At 73.9% G+C, this 16222-nt stretch carries 12 protein-coding genes; 5 read left to right on the forward strand and 7 right to left on the reverse strand.

Translation table 11 applies throughout. From position 1 onward, the window contains the following. Window positions 1–424: 424 nt before the first annotated feature. Together LG395_RS39935 and LG395_RS39940 are read right to left on the reverse strand one after the other, a co-directional pair. Window positions 425–2998 carry a S8 family serine peptidase gene (locus LG395_RS39935; protein WP_225814358.1) on the reverse strand — a complete coding sequence of 858 codons (2574 nt, stop codon included), beginning with the start codon at window positions 2996–2998 and terminating at the stop codon, window positions 425–427. Window positions 2999–3553: 555 nt separating this feature from the next. Then, complete coding sequence (locus LG395_RS39940) at window positions 3554–4042, reverse strand: TetR/AcrR family transcriptional regulator (RefSeq protein ID WP_225814375.1); 489 nt, start codon at window positions 4040–4042, stop codon at window positions 3554–3556. A 236-nt stretch (window positions 4043–4278) separates the two neighbouring features. Between LG395_RS39940 and LG395_RS39945 the strand changes: the two genes are divergently transcribed. Then, window positions 4279–5829: an MDR family MFS transporter gene (locus LG395_RS39945; RefSeq protein WP_225814359.1), complete on the forward strand. Its 1551-nt coding sequence runs from the start codon at window positions 4279–4281 to the stop codon at window positions 5827–5829. 92 nt (window positions 5830–5921) lie between these two features. On the opposite strand, the gene LG395_RS39950 is transcribed toward LG395_RS39945, so the two are convergent. The 3 genes from LG395_RS39950 to LG395_RS39960 all read right to left on the reverse strand — a co-directional run bounded on the left by LG395_RS39950 (window position 5922) and on the right by LG395_RS39960 (window position 11183). Further along, entirely contained in the window at window positions 5922–6410 is a 489-nt protein-coding gene (locus LG395_RS39950) for an SRPBCC family protein (protein WP_225814361.1), read from the reverse strand. A gap of 160 nt (window positions 6411–6570) precedes the next feature. Further along, complete coding sequence (locus tag LG395_RS39955) at window positions 6571–9363, reverse strand: ATP-binding protein (protein ID WP_225814364.1); 2793 nt, start codon at window positions 9361–9363, stop codon at window positions 6571–6573. Window positions 9364–9668: 305 nt separating this feature from the next. Then, the gene (locus tag LG395_RS39960; RefSeq protein ID WP_225814365.1) at window positions 9669–11183 is read right to left on the reverse strand and encodes a GMC family oxidoreductase; all 1515 of its coding nucleotides are present in this window, start codon (window positions 11181–11183) and stop codon (window positions 9669–9671) included. Between the two features lie 174 nt (window positions 11184–11357). Here LG395_RS39960 and LG395_RS39965 point away from each other — a divergent pair, with 174 nt between their 5' ends. Next, window positions 11358–12158 (forward strand): GNAT family N-acetyltransferase, encoded by an 801-nt coding sequence (locus tag LG395_RS39965; protein ID WP_225814366.1) that lies wholly within the window; start codon window positions 11358–11360, stop codon window positions 12156–12158. 261 nt (window positions 12159–12419) lie between these two features. After that, entirely contained in the window at window positions 12420–13313 is an 894-nt protein-coding gene (locus LG395_RS39970; protein ID WP_225814367.1) for a Bax inhibitor-1/YccA family membrane protein, read from the forward strand. On the opposite strand, the gene LG395_RS39975 is transcribed toward LG395_RS39970, so the two are convergent. Continuing rightward, entirely contained in the window at window positions 13307–14020 is a 714-nt protein-coding gene (locus LG395_RS39975; protein ID WP_225814369.1) for a hypothetical protein, read from the reverse strand. The two genes, LG395_RS39970 and LG395_RS39975, sit on opposite strands and share 7 nt — an antisense overlap. Next, window positions 14017–14607: a TetR/AcrR family transcriptional regulator gene (locus tag LG395_RS39980; RefSeq protein WP_225814371.1), complete on the reverse strand. Its 591-nt coding sequence runs from the start codon at window positions 14605–14607 to the stop codon at window positions 14017–14019. Before LG395_RS39980 ends, LG395_RS39975 begins: the two co-directional genes overlap by 4 nt. 283 nt (window positions 14608–14890) lie before the next feature. Here LG395_RS39980 and LG395_RS39985 point away from each other — a divergent pair, with 283 nt between their 5' ends. After that, a complete protein-coding gene (locus LG395_RS39985) occupies window positions 14891–15331 on the forward strand; it encodes a hypothetical protein (protein WP_225814372.1) in 441 nt (146 codons plus the stop codon). A gap of 148 nt (window positions 15332–15479) precedes the next feature. Next, window positions 15480–15845 (forward strand): hypothetical protein, encoded by a 366-nt coding sequence (locus LG395_RS39990; protein WP_308071496.1) that lies wholly within the window; start codon window positions 15480–15482, stop codon window positions 15843–15845. Window positions 15846–16222 lie beyond the last annotated feature (377 nt).

Below are 16222 nucleotides of genomic sequence, written 5' to 3' on the forward strand. Positions count from 1 at the left end.
CCGAACCAGCCGACCCGGGCGGCGGATCCGGCGCGGTAGGTGACGGCGGGGGCGTACTGCTGCTGCTCGGCCGGGATCTGCGCCCGGTCCGACCAGGGCTCGCCCGCCGTGACCCAGTCCGTGCGGTCACCTTGGGCCGGGGCTTCCGAGGGGTTCAGGGCGCTGCCGCCCGCCGGTGTGACGTCGTCGCGGTTCTCCAGCGCCCGCCCGGCACGGTAGTTGCGGAACGAGACGTCGACGCGGGCCAGTTCGCGCCGGTCGGTCCGGCGGACGAGGTCGGCGGGGACGGCGCCCCGGTAGTCGTGGGCGAGGTCGTAGACGTACTCGGTGACGGGATGCGAGGTGACCGAGAGGCGGGCCGGGGCGTGGCCGGACGTCCGGGCGATGAGCCGTTCGCCCTCGTCGTGGGTGAGCGTGGCGACGGTCAGCGGCGGGGGATCCGCCGGCAGCCAGGGGGAGTCCTCCCACGGTTGCGGTCGGCCGTCACCGTGTCGTTCACGACCAGGAGCAGCCGTGCGCCCGCCGCGGCCGCCGCGGCGGCCTGCTCCGGCACGGGCACCCCGTCGTCGCGGCGCACCACGGCGGCCTTCCCCCGGACGTCGAGCGAGCCGTACGCGGCGGGCGCGCCGTTGCCCGCGAAGACCGCGCCGAGGCGGTGGTGGCCTTCGGGCAGCGGGGTCGCTCCGGGCGCGGCGCGCAGATCGTCGAAGGGCCCGTCGCCGGAGGCCACCGACAGCGCCGGCTGCCGCAGCCGCCACCGCGTACCGAACACGAACTCCCCTTCCCTCGCGTCGCGTCCGGTGGGCAGGGCCCAGACGCTGTCGTAGGAGGCGTCGGTCCAGCGGGAGGACGAGGACCAGTCGTCGTCGGCGAAGCCGCGGTAGAGGTCCACGCGGGAGCCGCCGGGCGTGCTCGGATCCGGCGTCACGGCCCTCACCTGGCGGGCCTTGGTGCCGTCGAAGACCGCCGTGCGGTCCTGTCCCAGGTCGATGTCGGTGACGGCCAGCATGCCCTGTCCGATCGAGTGCGGACCGTGGGCACCCTCCAGGGGCGTGTCCAGCCACGCGGTGTAGGAGCCCGGCGGCAGCCGGAGGTCCGCGGTCCCGGAGCCGTCGAGCGCCAGGGGCAGCCAGAACTTCTTCGCCGTGAGGATGACGGTGCCTCCGGCCGGCCGGCCGGCGCGGTCCGTCGCCTTCAGCGTGAGCCGGTGGCGCTCGCCCTCCTTGGCCGCGCTCAGCGACGTACGGGCCCGGACGGCGCCCGAGTCGTCGGCCGCCGTCAGGACGGCGGCCGAGGCCCGGTCGGCGACGACCTGGTCGTAGTGCGCCGTCACGGTGACCGCGGCGGTGCCGTGCGCCGGGACGGACAGCCGGTCGGCGGAGACGGTGAACGGACCACCGGCCGTCAGCCGCAGGGCGACCGGCCGGTCGGACATGTTGGTGTACGTCACCTTCCGTTCGGCGGTCGTGCCGGCGGGGGTCGGCCAGGAGTGGAAGCCGAAGTCGGCGCCGCCGGTCGCGAACACGGTCGCGGTCGTGGCGGCGGCGATGTCCAGGCGGCCGGTGCCGGCCTCGAACGGGGTGTACCGGGGCGTCGCCGCCGTCGTGCTGACGAGGGCGTCCTTGAGCTGACGGCCGCTGAAGTCCGGGTGCTCCGCGGCCAGCAGGGCCGCGGCCCCGGCGACGTGCGGCGTCGCCATCGAGGTGCCGCTCAGGGTCTGGTACGGGCCCGAGCCTTCCGGCGCGTACTGGGAGCGCGCGGCGAGGATGTCCACGCCGGGGGCGGTGAGGTCCGGCTTGACGCCCCGGTCACCGGGACGCGGGCCCCGGCTGGAGAAGTGCGCGAGCGTGTCGGAGCCGTCGACGGCGCCCACGGTCAGGGCGGCATCGGCCACTCCGGGGGTGCCCACGGTGTAGCCGTCGGGGCCGGAGTTGCCCGCGGCCACCGTGAACAGCGCCCCGGTCTCCTCGCTGAGCCGGTCGACCGCCATGCTCAGCGGGTCGGAACCGTCGGTGGACGGGGCTCCCAGGCTCATGCTGATGATCTTGGCGTGCTGTTCGCGGGCCGCCCACTCCATGCCGGCCAGCACCCAGGAGTCCTGGCCCGAGCCGTCGTCGGAGAGCACCTTGCCGATGTGCAGCCGAGCGCCCGGCGCGACCCCCTTCTCCCGGCCGCCGGACGCGGCACCGGTTCCGGCGACGGTGGAGGCCACGTGCGTGCCGTGGCCGTTCGCGTCGGTCACGGACTCGCCGGGCACGAAGCCCGCGGTGGCGGCGATCCGGCCGGCGAGGTCGGGGTGTCCGGTGTCCACGCCGGTGTCGAGGACCGCGACGTCCACGCCCTCACCGGTGTCGCCGGTGGCCCACACCCGCGGGGCCCCCACCTGCGCGGTGCTGTCGGCGAGAGCGGCCCTCACCTTGCCGTCCAGCCGGATCTTGGCGATGCCGCCCTGGAGCCGGGGCCGCCGGCCGGCGTCCCGTGCGGAGGCGCCGCCGGTGACCGACGTCCAGAACGCCGCCGAGCGGTCGACGGCCAGCGCCGCACCCCCGATGCTGTCCAGCGCGCGTGTCGTGCGGGCCCCCCGCGGTGGCGTCCGGCGACCGGGGTCCGCGTCCGTGTAGGTGACGATCAACGGCAGCCGGTCGCGATGCGCGTCGTCGTACCCGTCGGCCAACAGCCGGGTGACGTCGAACAGTTCGCGGTCCAGCAGGCCGGCGGCGACGTATGGCAGCGCGTCGCGGGGATAGACGTAGGTGTTCCGCCCGCTGCGGTGGGTCTCGAAACCGGTGTAGCGGCCCTCGGGGTCTTGCACCAGATGGCTCAGCGTGCCGTCGGGGGCCCGGACGACGGTGACCGTGTCACCGGTCACCAGGGTCACCCGGGGTGCGCCGGGCGGGACCGCCACCGGGGCGGGGGAGGCGGCGGGCGGCGGAACGGGCTGTTCGGCGGCCGGGAAGGCCGGGCGGGTGACGCCGCCAGCACCGCGAACACGGCGCACAGCGTCGTCCACCCGCGTCTGCGCCGAGGCAGAGGCGGCACGACAGGTCCTTCGTAGGACGTGGTACGGGATGCCTGAATCATTCGGCAGCCGCCCTCCGCACATGTCACCGCGCGGTTGTGCCGTGACGCCAAGTGGACACGGGGCGCGGGCCGGTGCGGACCGGTCCGACCCGGAATGTGTGTGCGCCCTCGCTGGTTGTCCTGGAACAGCCACCCCGTCCGCCCCTCGGCGCCGCGCACGCTGCGGGGCGGGTTCGGCCGGTCGAACGCATCGATGGGAGAAGCCTTGAAGCGCACCGACTCCGCCCCCGAGCCGTCCCGACTCCGTCGCGTCCGCCTCCCCGGGACCGTGGCCCCGGCCTCGTCGGCGGCACCCCGGCGCCACCGTGAGCAGGAGACACGGCAGACCTCGGGTCCGGACACGGTCCGGCAGGTCGTGGAATGAGCTGAGCGGCGGCGGAGGACCGCACCGCCGCGGCAGCGGCCGACGGGCCCCGGGTGACACACGGACACGTGTGTCACCCGGGGCCCGTCGGTGTGCCGGGAGAGGGTGTCAGGAGGCCCCTACGCCGTTCAGCAGGGTGTCGACGACGAGGTCGGCGGCCTGTCCGGGAGTCAGCTCGGGCATCTGCCGGGACACCAGGTGCATCAGCTGGGGCAGCAGCGCGCCGGCCCACCCCTGCGGCAGACCGGGGCGCAGGAGACCCTCGTCGGTGGCGCGGGCGAGGAAGGCCTCGACCTCGCGGACGGCCGCGTCGCGGCGTGCGGGGACGGCCTCGTCGGCGAGCATCCGGCTCAGGTCGACCGGCCAGGTGCGGTTGACGACGATGATGTTCTCGACGTAGCGGTGCAGGGCGACGGCGACGGGTGCCTCGCGGAGCCGGGCGTCCTCGATGGCCTTCTCGATGGCCGTGAGGCGGGCGTCGTAGATGGCGGCGAGGAGTTCCTCGCGGGAGGCGAAGCGCCGGTAGACGGTGCGTCGGTCCACTCCCGCCTCGGCGGCGATGCTCGCGATGCTCGCGCCGGGGTCGGCGGCGAGCATGCGGGCTCCGGTGGTCAGGACGGCTTCCAGGTTGCGTGCTGCGTCGGCTCTCACCGCACCGAGTCTAGGCCAGGAAATGTGGAGCCTCGCACACTTAGAGCCACTGGAGTGTGTAAGTGCATCGAGTAAGTGCTACATTATAGTGACAGATACGCGAAAGATTGCGGTCGTTCTGAGGCTGTTGCTCCGTGCCGCGGCCAACGCGCCCGCCCACCACTTCCAGAAGGGCACCTTCGATGCCGAAGACACAGCAGTCCTCCTCACCCCGCAAGGGGGGTGTCGCCGCCGCGATGAGCGCGCTGATCCTCGCGGTCCTGCTGGCGGCCCTGGACCAGACGATCGTCTCGACGGCGCTGCCCCGCATAGCGGAGGACCTGAACGGGTTCGACGACATCGCGTGGGTCAGTGCCGCGTACCTGCTCGCATCGACGGCGGTCACCCCGCTGTGGGGCAAGCTCGGCGACATGTTCGGCCGCAAGCGCCTGTACCTGGCCTCCACCTCGGTCTTCCTGATCGCCTCGGTGGCCTGCGGACTCGCGCGGAACCTGCCCGAGCTGATCGGCGCCCGGGTGCTCCAGGGCGTGGGGGGCGGCGGCATGATCGTGCTGACCTTCGCCCTGGTCGGTGACATCGTCGCGCCGGGCGAACGCGGCCGGTACCAGGGCATGTTCGGTTCGGTCTACGGCGTCGCCAGCATCGTCGGCCCCCTGCTCGGCGGTGTCTTCACCGACCAGCTGTCCTGGCGGTGGGCCTTCCTGGTCAACCTGCCCTTCGGCATCGTCGCCCTGGCCGTCGCCGCCCGTGCCCTGCCCGCCGCCGCCCGCGGCGCCAAGGCCCGCGTCGACTACGCCGGCGCCACCGTCCTGGCCGGCATCGCCACCGGCCTGGTCCTGATCACCTCGTTCGGCGAGCGCTGGGGCTGGGGTTCACCGGCCATCGTCGGCCTCGTCGTCGCCACCGTCGCCCTCGGCGCGCTGCTGGTGCCGGTCGAGCGCCGCGCCGCCGCCCCGGTCCTGCCCCCGGCCATGCTCGGTTCCCGGACCGTGGTCTTCTCCTCGCTGATCGGGTTCCTCGCCAACGCCGCGATGTTCGCCGTCCTGGTCTACCTGCCGACCTACCTCCAGATCGTCCACGGTGTCTCGGCCACCCTGTCCGGCATCTCCATGCTGCCGCTGGTCGCCGGCCTGGTCGTCAGCCAGTCCCTGGCCGGACGCTGGGCCGCGCACGTCGAGCGGCTGCGGTTGATCCTGCTCGCGGGTCTGACCGCCAACCTCGCCGGACTGCTCCTGCTGGGCACCATCGGGGCCGGCACCGGCACCCTGGTGCTGAGCGTCTACTTCCTGATCACCGGCATCGGTATCGGCATGGTGCCCATGGTCGTGCTGACCACCGTCCAGAACAGCGTGCCCGCCACCGACCTCGGCGCCGCCAGCGCCGTGGTCACCTTCGCCCGCTCCATCGGCGCGGCTTTCGGCGTCGCCGTCTTCGGCACCCTGCTCAACACCGGCTTCGCCCACCGCAGCCACGCCCTGCCCACCGGCGGAGGCTTCGACGCCGCCCGCCCCGACACCATCGGACGGCTGCCCGCCGCCTCGCGCGAGACCGCTCTGGACGCCTTCGCCCACGCCACGGCCACGGGCTACCTCTGGATCGCGCCCGCCCTCGCCCTCGGCATCGTCCTCGCCGTCTTCCTCCGGCCCGCCCGGAAGTCCGGGAACACCACCCCCGCCGCGCCCTCGGCCGACGACGCCCGCCTCACCGCCGAGGACACCGCCAAGGCCGCCTGATCCCCCGGCAGCACGCCCTCGAACGGCCGACGCCCGCCCCGGGTGCCGGCCGTCGGTGTGTCCGGACGCCCACGGCCGCCGGGCGGTGCCGGCTACGCGTCACGCTCGTCCGGGGCGCTCTCGGAGAGCCGCTTCAGCTGCGCGATCCACAGGGCGTTCAGATGCCGCGCCCACACGGGGGACAGGGCGACGAGGGACTTGGCCGCGGGACCGCGGACGACGTTCTCCGTCACGACATGGGTGCCGTCCGCGACGGCGGTGAACAGCCACGCCTGGTACAGCTGCACACCCGCGCCGACGCCCGACCAGCCGAGCCGGCGGTGCGGTTCGTGCTCCCCCACGAAGATCTCGAAGCGCTGCTCGTGGAAGACCACCTCGAAGGCATGGGGAAGCGCCCCGGCCCACGCCCCGGTGATGCCCGGGACCCAGTCAGGCCACCGCGTCACATCGGCGAGCAGGGCGAAGGCCGTGGCGGGCGGGGCGTGCACCACGGCCTGCGCCTGGCAGAAGCTGTGGGCCTGGTCGGGCGAGAAGCCCGACGGCCAGTGGATGTCCGGATGACCATCCGGGGCGTCGAGCATCCGGTTCCCCTCTCGCGCGGCCCGGCGGCTCGGGTACGGCCGCCGTGGGAGGACGGTCCAAGCAGGCCGTTCCCGCCTCCACTGTGCGTGTCCGCGCGCGCAGGGGCATACGTCAAATGACTGAGCGGACGCCCCGTCACCGTCCTTGTCCGGCGGGCGCTCAGTCGTCCTGCTCGAGGCCGAGGCCGGAGAGCGCGTCCCTGAGCGCGGCCCGCGAGGTGATGCCCAGCTTGGGGTAGATCTGGTAGAGGTGCGTGCCGATCGTGCGGTGGGACAGGAACAGCCGCTCCGCGATCTGCTTGTTGGTCAGTCCCGTCGCCGCGAGCGTGGCGATCTGCAGTTCCTGCGCGGTCAGCGCCACGGAACCCGGCCTGGTGGCGGCCGGCGCGGACAGGCCGCTCGCGCGCAGTTCGGCCGCCGTGCGAGCGGCCCAGGGCTTGGCTCCCAGCCGCTGGAAGACCTCCAGCGCCTGCGTCAGCTGTTCCCTGGCCTCCGCGGTGGCACGCAGGCGCCTGAGGCGTTCCCCGTGGAAGAGGCGCACCCGTGCCGCGTCGAAGGGCCAGCGTTCCGGCCCCGGCAGGGACAGGGCGCGTTCGAAGAGGGCGACGGACTCCTCGCCGGTGGCGGTCAGCGCCTCGCAGGCCAGGACGAGCAACTCCAGCCGGGGCGACAGCCCGGCCATCGCCGAGGCGCGCATCGCCCTGGCGTGGGCCGCGGCCTCCTCCTCCCGGCCGGTCCGGATGGCGGCCTCGACCAGGTCCATCGTGCCCCACATGGCGATCGGCACGTAGGGGGCCACGGCCCCGGGCGTGCTGAGCGTGCAGGCGTGCTGGTAGGCGGTCTCGAAGTCGCCGCTGCCCAGGGCGGCCAGTGCCCTGGCGTGGCAGGCGAAGAACCGGGCGCCGTGGGCCCCGCGGGGCGTCGCCCACCGGACGATGTCCTCGGTCAGTGTCGCGGCGGTCTCCGCGTCTCCCTGCGCCGCGGCCACGACGGCCTGGATGTAGTCGAAGTACCACGCGAAGAAGCGGTAGTCGTGGTTCGTGCACAGCGTGTGCCCCTCGGCGGCCAACTGCGCGGCGTCGTCCCAGCGGCCCAGGTGGTAGTAGTCCAGGCCCAGGTGCATCAGCGCGCCCAGGTGCCGGCGGACGGGCGCGGTGCCGGCGCGGCCCTGCTCGATCAGCCGGCGCGTGGCCCACCGGAAGTCCCCGAGCCGGTCGGGGAAGACCGAGGCGGTGCCGACGCGCACCACGCGGGTGGGGTCGTCCCCGACGCCGGCGATCAGCTCCGCCAGGCGGGGCAGGGCCGGGGGACCGGTGCGCGCGGGGTCGGCGAAGGTCTGGGAGACCACCCAGAGCAGCTCAGGCGGTCCGGGGACCAGCCGGTCCATGAAGGCGAACAGCGGCTCCCACAGCTCGGCGGCACCCCCGTACCAGCACAGCAGCACCAGCAGGTGCAGGGCCTCGATCAGCGCGTCGTCGGAGGCGTCCCAGCCGTGGTCCCCGGACTCGATCGCCCCGACCAGCAGCCGGTACGCGGTGTCGATGTCGCCGTCCCTGTTGATCAGCAGGAACGCGGACGCGGCCGCCGCGTGCAGCGACTGCTGCCCGGTGCCGGGATGGACGAGCCGGGCCCCGGCGAGCAGTCGCGAGGCGTCCTCCAGTTCACCGCTGGAGTCCACGCCGACGTAGGCCGCCTCGGCCAGCCGACGGCTCTCGTCGGCCGCCGTGGGGCTCAGCCCGGCGGCCCGGGTCAGCGCCGTCACCGCGCCGAGGGCGTCCCCGCGCCGCAGCCGGCGGCGCGCGGCCTCCTCCAGCAGGGCCGCGACGGTCTCGTCCGGGCCCACGGCAGCCTCGCCCAGGTGCCAGGCACGGCGCTCCAGCTGTTCGCCGAGCACACCGGCGAGCGCCTGGTGGGCCCTCCTGCGTTCCGAGGCGGTCGCCAGCTCCACCACCGCGGAGCCGATCAGCGGGTGCCGGAAGGACAGCCGCCGGTTGTCCGCCGAGATCGTCACCAGCCGGTCGCGTTCGGCGGGGGCCAGGTCGTCGACGCCGGCCCGGCCGGCCGCGGCGGCCTCGATCGCGGCGAGGTCGCCGGTGCCGTCGAGGGCCGCGATCAGCAGCAGCTCACGGCCGCGGTCGGGCAGCGCGGCCACGCGCGAGGCGAACATGGTCTGCAGGCGCTCGGTCAGGGGCAGCACGGTGGGCACCGCCGCCAGGGTCGCCCGCTGCTCGGTGGAGAGCGCCACGGGCAGCTCGACCAGCGCCAGTGGGTTGCCGCGGGCCTCGGCGGCGATGCGGCGCCGTACCGCGGGGGAGATGTCGGGGTGGGCGAGCGCGAGCAGCTCGGCCGACGACGCGTCGTCCAGCGGGCTGAGCCGGTGCTCGGTCAGGCCGCTGGACTCGAAGAAGCTGTCGGAGCCCTCACGGGAGGCCGCGAGGAAGCCGATCCGGCTGCCGACGAGCCGCCGGGCCACGAAACCGAGGACGGCCGTGGTCGCCCGGTCCAGCCACGGCAGGTCGTCCACGACGACCAGCAGCGGCGTCTCGGCGGAGATCAGCCGCAACAGCAGCAGCACCGCCGTCGAGGTCAGGAGGCGGTCGGGAGCCGGTCCGCTGCCGATGCCGACAGCGACCCGCAGGGCGTCGCGGTGCGGGTTGTCCAGGACGTCCAGGTGGTCGAAGAGGGGCACGAGGAGCTGGTTGAGGCCGGCGTAACTGATGTCCGCCTCGAACTGCACGCCGGCCGCGCGCAGCACCCGGACCCCGTTGTGCACGGCGCCGGCCGCCACCGCGTCGAGCACGGCGCTCTTGCCCACCCCGGCCTCGCCCGACAGCAGCAGAGCCGCGCCGTGGACCTCGGAGTCGGCGAAGAAGGACTGGATGAACGACAGGTCCGCTTCACGTCCGACAAGCCGTGTCGAGGCCGGGCAGACGGTCGGATCCAGGTCATTCATCAGGCTGCCTCCAACGGCCGTCGTACGGAGGCCCGGTTACCCGTGCCGACCTGGCGGTGCCTGCGCCCGGCTCCGTGCGGCCCATGCAATCACTGGAGTCTAAGGGACGTCCATAATCGGCCATTCCTTTTGCGGTGCCGTTCGCCGCCCCGCCTCGCGGCCGGAGCGGGCCGCTCCCGTGCGGAGCTGCCCTATTACGGCGTAATAGCCGGGGCCGGGGAGGCGTTGGGGCGGGCGCGGGGTGACGCGCCGTGGCCGGAACGGGTGCGGTGCGTCCCGTTCGTGCGGTGCGTCACGCCACGGGATCAGGGACGGCGCAGCAGATCGGCGGCGCGTTCGGCGATCGCGTACACGGTGGCGTTGGTGTTGTTGGAGGGGATGGAGGGGATGACGGAGGCGTCGGCGACCCGCAGGCCGTCCAGTCCGTGCACGCGCAGCGCGGAGTCGACGACGGAGGCGTCGTCCTCGCCCATCATGCAGGTGCCCACGGGGTGGCAGTACGAGCTGAAGTACCGGCGGGCGTGGTCGGCGATGGACTCCTCGTCCACCGCGGCGAGTCCGGGACTGACCTCCTCGATCCCCCACGCGGCGAGCGCGGAGGACCAGGCGATCCCGCGGGCCGTCCGGATGCCCGACAGCACCGCCCGGACGTCGGCCTCCTCGGTGAAGTAGCGGGGGTCGATCGCCGGCGGCGCGTACGGGTCGGCCGAGGTGATCCGCACGGTGCCGCGACTCGCCGGCCGCATCGGCGAGATCCCGATGGTGAAGCCGTTGTCCACCGGGGCGACCGGATTGGGCACCGGGATGTCGATGAAGATGATCTGCACGTCAGGGCCCACGGCGTCGGGCGTGCTGCGCAGCAGCCCCAGGATCTCGCCGTGGTTGCCCCGGGCCGGGGGCACCGGCCGCTGGGCCCGGTAGACGAGGTTGGCCCGCGGGTGGTCGTGCAGGTTGTGCCCCACGCCGGGCAGCGCGTGGAAGACCTCGACCCCGGCCTGCCTCAGCTCGTTCTCCGGGCCGATGCCGGAGCGCTGGAGGATCAGGGCCGACCCGATGGTCCCCGCCGTCAGCACCACCTCTCCGGTCGCCCGCACGGTGTGGGTGCGTCCGTGGGCGCCGTACTCCACTCCGACGCAGCGGTGTCCCTCGAAGAGCAGCCGGTGTGCCGCCGCCTCGGTGATCACATGGAGGTTGGGGCGGTCCATCGCCGGGGTGAGGTAGGCGTCGGCGGCGCTCTGCCGGCGTCCGCCGACGATGTTGAGGTCGACCGGGGCGAAGCCCTCCTCCAGGCCGCCGCTGATGTCGTGGGCCCGGCGGTGTCCGGTTTCGAGGGCGCCTTCGAGACAGGCGAGCAGGATCTCGTTGGGCTGCCGGGCCGGTGCCACGGTGAGCGGGCCGGAGGTGCCGCGCCCGGGGGCCCCGTTGAGGGCGGTCTCGCTGCGCTGGAAGTAGGGGAGCAGGTCGTCGAAGGTCCAGCCCTTGGCGCCGTGCTCGCTCCAGCTGTCGTAGCCGGTGCGGTGGCCGCGGGCGAAGACCATGGCGTTGATGGCGGACGAACCGCCCAGGCCCCGGCCTCGCGGCAGCGGCACGGGGGCACCGGAGGCCCGCTGGACCACGGTCGTCTCCCCCCAGCCGGCTTCCGAGGCGGCCAGGGAGGGCCAGGCCGGCGGATGGGCCACCGCGTCCGGAAGCTCGGCGGGGCCGGCCTCCAGCAGCAGCACGTGGAGGTCCGGGTCCTGGGTCAGACGCGCGGCGAGCACGCAGCCGGCCGTTCCGCCGCCGACGATGACGACGTCGTAGGCGGGTTCGTGTGAAGACATGGGGGGTCCGTTCTCGCTGAATCAACGATCCGCAAACAACGGTATCATCGGTTCACGTCATTGCTCCGTAAACACGTGTACCGGGCGGGCGCACCTTGCCGAAGGCGGCACATGTATTCATTCGCCGCGGCCAGGGTAGGACGTACGCACACAACAGACGGGGAGGGCGTTGCGGTGACGGATCTCGCGGCTGCGGTCGAATCGGTGGAGCAGCTCTCCACGGTCTGGCGCGCCATGGTGCTCGACCGGGACGCGGAAGCGGACGTACGGGACCTGCCGGGTCTCGCCGTCCGCTGGGCCGACTGCCGGTTCGCCTTCTGGAACGCGATCACCCTGACCGAGGCCGGGGCGGACGCGGAACTGCTGGACCGGCGCCTGGGCCAGGCCGCGGACATCATGCGGTCCAAGGAGCGGCCCGGCTTCCTGTGGCTCTTCGAGGACCTGCTCGCGGACGACGCCCGCGCGGCGCTGGAGGAGGCGGCGGGACGCGCCGGCCTGGTCCACGCCTTCCCCGGCACCGGCATGGCCGGCGACCTGTTGCCCATCCCCGAGCCCCACCACCCGGACCTCACCTTCCGGCGGGTGACCACCGACGCCCAGCTGCGCGCCTACGCGGACATCAACTCGCGCGCCTACGGCTTCGACCTGGAGGACGGCCGCGACGGGCTGGCCGGCTCCACGCTGTGGAAGCGGGAGGTGTACGCCTACCTGGCACTGCGGGACGGCGTCCCGGTCGCGTGCGCCGCCACCGTCGAGGCGCGGGGCCGCCTGTTCGTGGTGCTCGTCGCCACCGAACCGGACCGGCAGCGCCGGGGATACGGGGAGGCGGTGACCCGCAAGGCGCTGTACGAGGGTGCCCGCGCCACCGGGCTGACCCGGGCCACCCTGCACGCGACCGTCGCCGGGGCACCCGTGTACCCGAGGATCGGTTTCCGGCCGAACTCGCCGATCCGCTTCTACGCGCCGGCCGAGTGATCCGGCACCACGTGCGATGCCCGCCGGCGGCGCGGCGACCGGTGGGCCGGCGGCACACACCCCGTCCTTCCCCGGACGTGGCCGCCGTGACTGCCCGCCGCGGGCGCGGCAACCGCTCCCGCGCACCGTCAAGTGACTGATGCGCGTGGTTTGTCCCCTGGGGCAGGCTGGGGCAGGCCGGTGCTCCGGCGAGCCCGTCGGCTGCGGACCGGCCACGACCTGCCGGGAGCGGTACGTCCGACACGGAGAAGAGGATCTGGCGTGACACCGATCGAGCAGCAGCCCTCGCTGACGAGCAGCAACCCGATACTCTCCCGGCCGCGGTTCGAACGGCGGGGCGGGCTGAAGACGGCGGCCAGGGACCCACGCGCCGGGATCGCCGTCGCGCGGGACCGGATCAGGGTGGGCAGCGACTGGGAGCAGGCGCACGCCGAGGAGGCCGCCCCGCTGCCCGTTCACGTGGGCGACCTGATGACGATGGACGGCGTCCTGCCCCGTGCCGCCGCGGGGCTCGCGGTCACGGCCCTCACGGCCGTGCTGTCGTGGACCCTGCTGCCGCTCGCCGCGCTCGGTACGGCCGCGTCGTACGGCGTCGCCGCCGGTGCCGGGCTGCTCGCGGCGGCGCTGGTGGTGGTCCAGCGCCGCGGGAACCCGGCGTCCGCGTCCCTGGCCCTGACGTTCGCCGCGTTCCAGGGCGTGTTCCTCGGCGTGCTGTCGATGACGGCCTCCCGCCCCCTGTCACCGGGTCTCTTCGTGCAGACCGTGCTCGGGACGATGGCGGCCTGCGCCGCACTCCTCCTCGCCCGCGCACTGCACTGGATGCGGGTGAACCGCCGGCTCCACGGCCTGGCGGGCGCCGCGTTCCTCGCACTCGGCCTCCTCGCCCTGGCGGACTGGTTCCTCCACCCCCTCATGGGCACGGACGGCCTGGGCCTGCGTCCCCTCGGCCTGGGCGTCGTCATGGGGGTCGTCGGCGTCACCCTCGGGGTGTCCTTCCTGCCCCTGCACCTCCGGCAGGTGGAGAAGGGCATCACGTACGGCGCGTCCCGTGACCAGTCCTGGCCGGCCGCGTTCGGGCTCACGCTGACCCTGGCGTGGCTGTACGTGGAGACCGCGCGGCTGCTCACCCTCTTCCCGGGCGACGAACTCTACTGAGCCTTGACCAGCACCGTGGTCGCCAGTCCGGCGCCGTACGCGACGCCGTAGTAGCGCAGGACCGGCTGCCGGGGCGAGAGCCACAGCAGGACCAGCGCGAACACCGCCGTCAGGGCGACCACGAACGGATCGAACCCGGCGTTCTCGAAGGCCACGTTGGCGGTGATACCCGCGGCGATGAACAGGGCGTTCACCGTGATCAGGACGTTGTCCCAGGCACGCGGCGCACGGTCGGTCGGGAAGAGGAACTGGGCCAGCATGACCGTGGAGTTCAGCACCGTGAACCCGGCGAGGAAGACGGCGTCGGAGAACACGTCGTCGTTGAAGGCGACGACACGGCAGATCGAGGGCAGGCTCTCGGCGCAGAACCGCCCGTGCAGGTAGTTGGTGACCTCGTGGTCGCCCAAGCTCAGGGCGTACAGGTACGCGCCGGCCGTGAACAGGGCACCGAGCGCGAGCAGACCGCCGCGCCGCCGCGGCCGGCCGTCCCGCACCAGGTGGGCGGTGACCAGGTAGTACAGCAGGACGGTGCACAGGCCGAGGACCATGTTGTCGATCTCGACCCAGCGCAGGAACCGGTTGTCCGCGACGAACGCGAGGGTGCCGCCGGCCTTCCTGTTGACGGAGATGAGCACGACCACCAGCGAGTCGAGGGTGAGCAGCAGATGCAGCCTGCCATGCGCGAGACGGCGCCCGGGGAGGTTCACGTCCCGCGCCGGGTCTCGCCGGGGACCGACGCGTCCCGCACGGCGGACGCAGGGCACATCCCCCGGATGAGCACGTCGAACAGCCGCGCGGCCCGGGCGGGCTCCTCGTCCTCGGGGCCGACGTGCCACAGGGGGCCGAGCAGCACGAGCACGTCGTCGGCCGTCGTTCCGGGAAGGATGGTTCCGGCGGCCTCGTTGGCGCGCACCAGCGACGTCAAGGCGTCCAGCAGCGGCCGGTACGGCTCACGGCACTGCTCGGTCATGGCGGCGGTGGCCCCTCGCATCGCCTCCGCGAACTCGGGTGTGCTCCGCCCGAGGCCCAGCAGGCGCTCCAGCCACACCCGCAGCGCGTGCGGCGGGGTCAGGGCCGACAGCAGTGCGGGCACCGCGGTGACCAGCTCGTCCACCTCCGCTCCGTACACCTCCAGCATCAGGGACTCGCGGGTGGGGAAGTGCCGGTAGAGCGTCCCCTGGCCCACCCCTGCCCTGCGCGCGATGGACTTCAAGGAGGTGTCGCCGGGGCAGGCGAGTGCCTCCGTCGCCGCCTCGAGGATGCGCAGCCGGTTGGAGCGTGCGTCCGATCTCATCGATGCTCCGGTCTCTTTCCGTGGTGGTGCCGTGTCGGGCGGGCTCGGGCGGCGCCCGCCCGGCCTGTGATGACATGCCGCACACATGGCTGTGGTCTCCCGGCACTCCGAGCGACGACGATCCGCTTCGCCGAGCCGGTGCGGCGAACACCTGCGAAACACATATCCTGAGGGAAATCTACACTCCGCGCCGTCGTGCGGGGTGCTCCGCCCGCGCGGGCACGTCGTCCGGCGAGCGGACGGACACACACCATCCGTACCGAGCGGAAGGCCCTCGACACCCATGTCCCATGACGCAGTCGCTCCTGCCGCCGTCCCGCAGCCGCACATGCCGGCGGTGGAACGGCTCGGCGAGCTGACCGCCGCCCTCGCCGAGGACCTCGACGGGGGCAGGTGGGCCCCGGCGGCGCTGGAACGGACCCTGGCGTCCCGCCTGCTCGTGGCCTGCGCCGGGGACGGACAGTTCACCCCGGCCCGCCTGCGCGAGACCCTCTGGGAGGGCAGCGTCGCCCTGGCGTACGCCGGCGGCGGCCGGCTGGCCCGGCTCCTCGCCCGGCTGTACGCGGTCACCGCGCACCCGGTGCCGGACGCCGAACCCGCGCTGTCCGCCGGTGCCCGCCTGCTGGAACGGGTCGCACACGGCACACCCGCGGGCGACCGGGCCCTGGAGCAGTCAGATGACGGATGTGTCCGCAACCGTGTCTCCGGAAGGATCGTGCCATGAACCACACACCGGGCCTGAAGGGGGAGAGAACATGACGAGGCACCACAGGTGCGGCCGACCCTGCTGTGACCCTTCGCCGCTCAGGCCGCCGTCCTCCGGGCGGCGAGGGCCCAGGACCGCCCGTGCGGGCCGGCCCGTTCTCACCCTGGTGCGGGGCACGGAGACCCGCCGGACCGTCGAACTGTCCACGCTGACGCGCGAGCCCATGCCGGCCGACGTCCGGGGCGCGATCGTGACGCCGGTCGACGGCAGGCTCATGGCCACCTGGGTGCCGCTGGGCGCACCGTCCCGCGTCCCGCAGGGCCGGGTCCTGCTCTCCTGGACGCACGCGGGCGAGGACCGGAGCGACGTCACCGCGCACCTGGGCCTCGCCGGGGCCCAGGTGCTGCTCGCCGTCTGGCCCGGCCTGCGCGGTGAGTGGTCGGGCGTCGTCCGTCCCACCGTCGCCGAGGTGACGGAGCTGCATGCCGCGCTGCGCCTCGCGACGGTGGTCCTGGACCGGCTGGCCGACTGACGGCCGCAGGGCGCGCGGTGAGGCGCGCCCCACTCGGCGGTCTCCCTCCGGACGGCGCGGGCGCCGCCGATGCCCTCGGCGTACCACAGGGCCGGCGTGACGGCGTCGCCGGAGGCGTCTTCCTCCCCGACCGCGACGCACGGCGCGCCGTAATCCTCCCCGCACTCCCGCATCTCCGGATCGGGACACGGCGTGCTGCGGGGCCCGGCGGGGTGGCCTGCGGCGACCTCGACGGCGCCGCGTTCCTGTCCCGGCGTGGGGAGGCACGTCGGTGTGCGTGGCCGGGAGCCTGTCGACCAGGGTGCCCCGAGTCCGGGCCGCTACTGAGTCCTGTGCGGCGCCGGGCCCGGGTCCGCGTGCGCCGTGGTCCAGGAGGT

It is taken from the genome of Streptomyces spinosus (genome assembly GCF_020400655.1).
Taxonomy (GTDB): domain Bacteria; phylum Actinomycetota; class Actinomycetes; order Streptomycetales; family Streptomycetaceae; genus Streptomyces; species Streptomyces argyrophylli.

Bases quoted from the DNA above. Each gene is read 5' to 3' on its own strand.
- LG395_RS39985 (WP_225814372.1), top strand. From the start codon at position 14,891: ATGTCCCATGACGCAGTCGCTCCTGCCGCCGTCCCGCAGCCGCACATG.
- LG395_RS39940 (WP_225814375.1), bottom strand. From the start codon at position 4,042: ATGCTCGCCGCCGACCCCGGCGCGAGCATCGCGAGCATCGCCGCCGAG.
- LG395_RS39950 (WP_225814361.1), bottom strand. From the start codon at position 6,410: ATGCTCGACGCCCCGGATGGTCATCCGGACATCCACTGGCCGTCGGGC.
- LG395_RS39960 (WP_225814365.1), bottom strand. From the start codon at position 11,183: ATGTCTTCACACGAACCCGCCTACGACGTCGTCATCGTCGGCGGCGGA.
- LG395_RS39980 (WP_225814371.1), bottom strand. From the start codon at position 14,607: ATGAGATCGGACGCACGCTCCAACCGGCTGCGCATCCTCGAGGCGGCG.
- LG395_RS39945 (WP_225814359.1), top strand. From the start codon at position 4,279: ATGCCGAAGACACAGCAGTCCTCCTCACCCCGCAAGGGGGGTGTCGCC.
- LG395_RS39955 (WP_225814364.1), bottom strand. From the start codon at position 9,363: ATGAATGACCTGGATCCGACCGTCTGCCCGGCCTCGACACGGCTTGTC.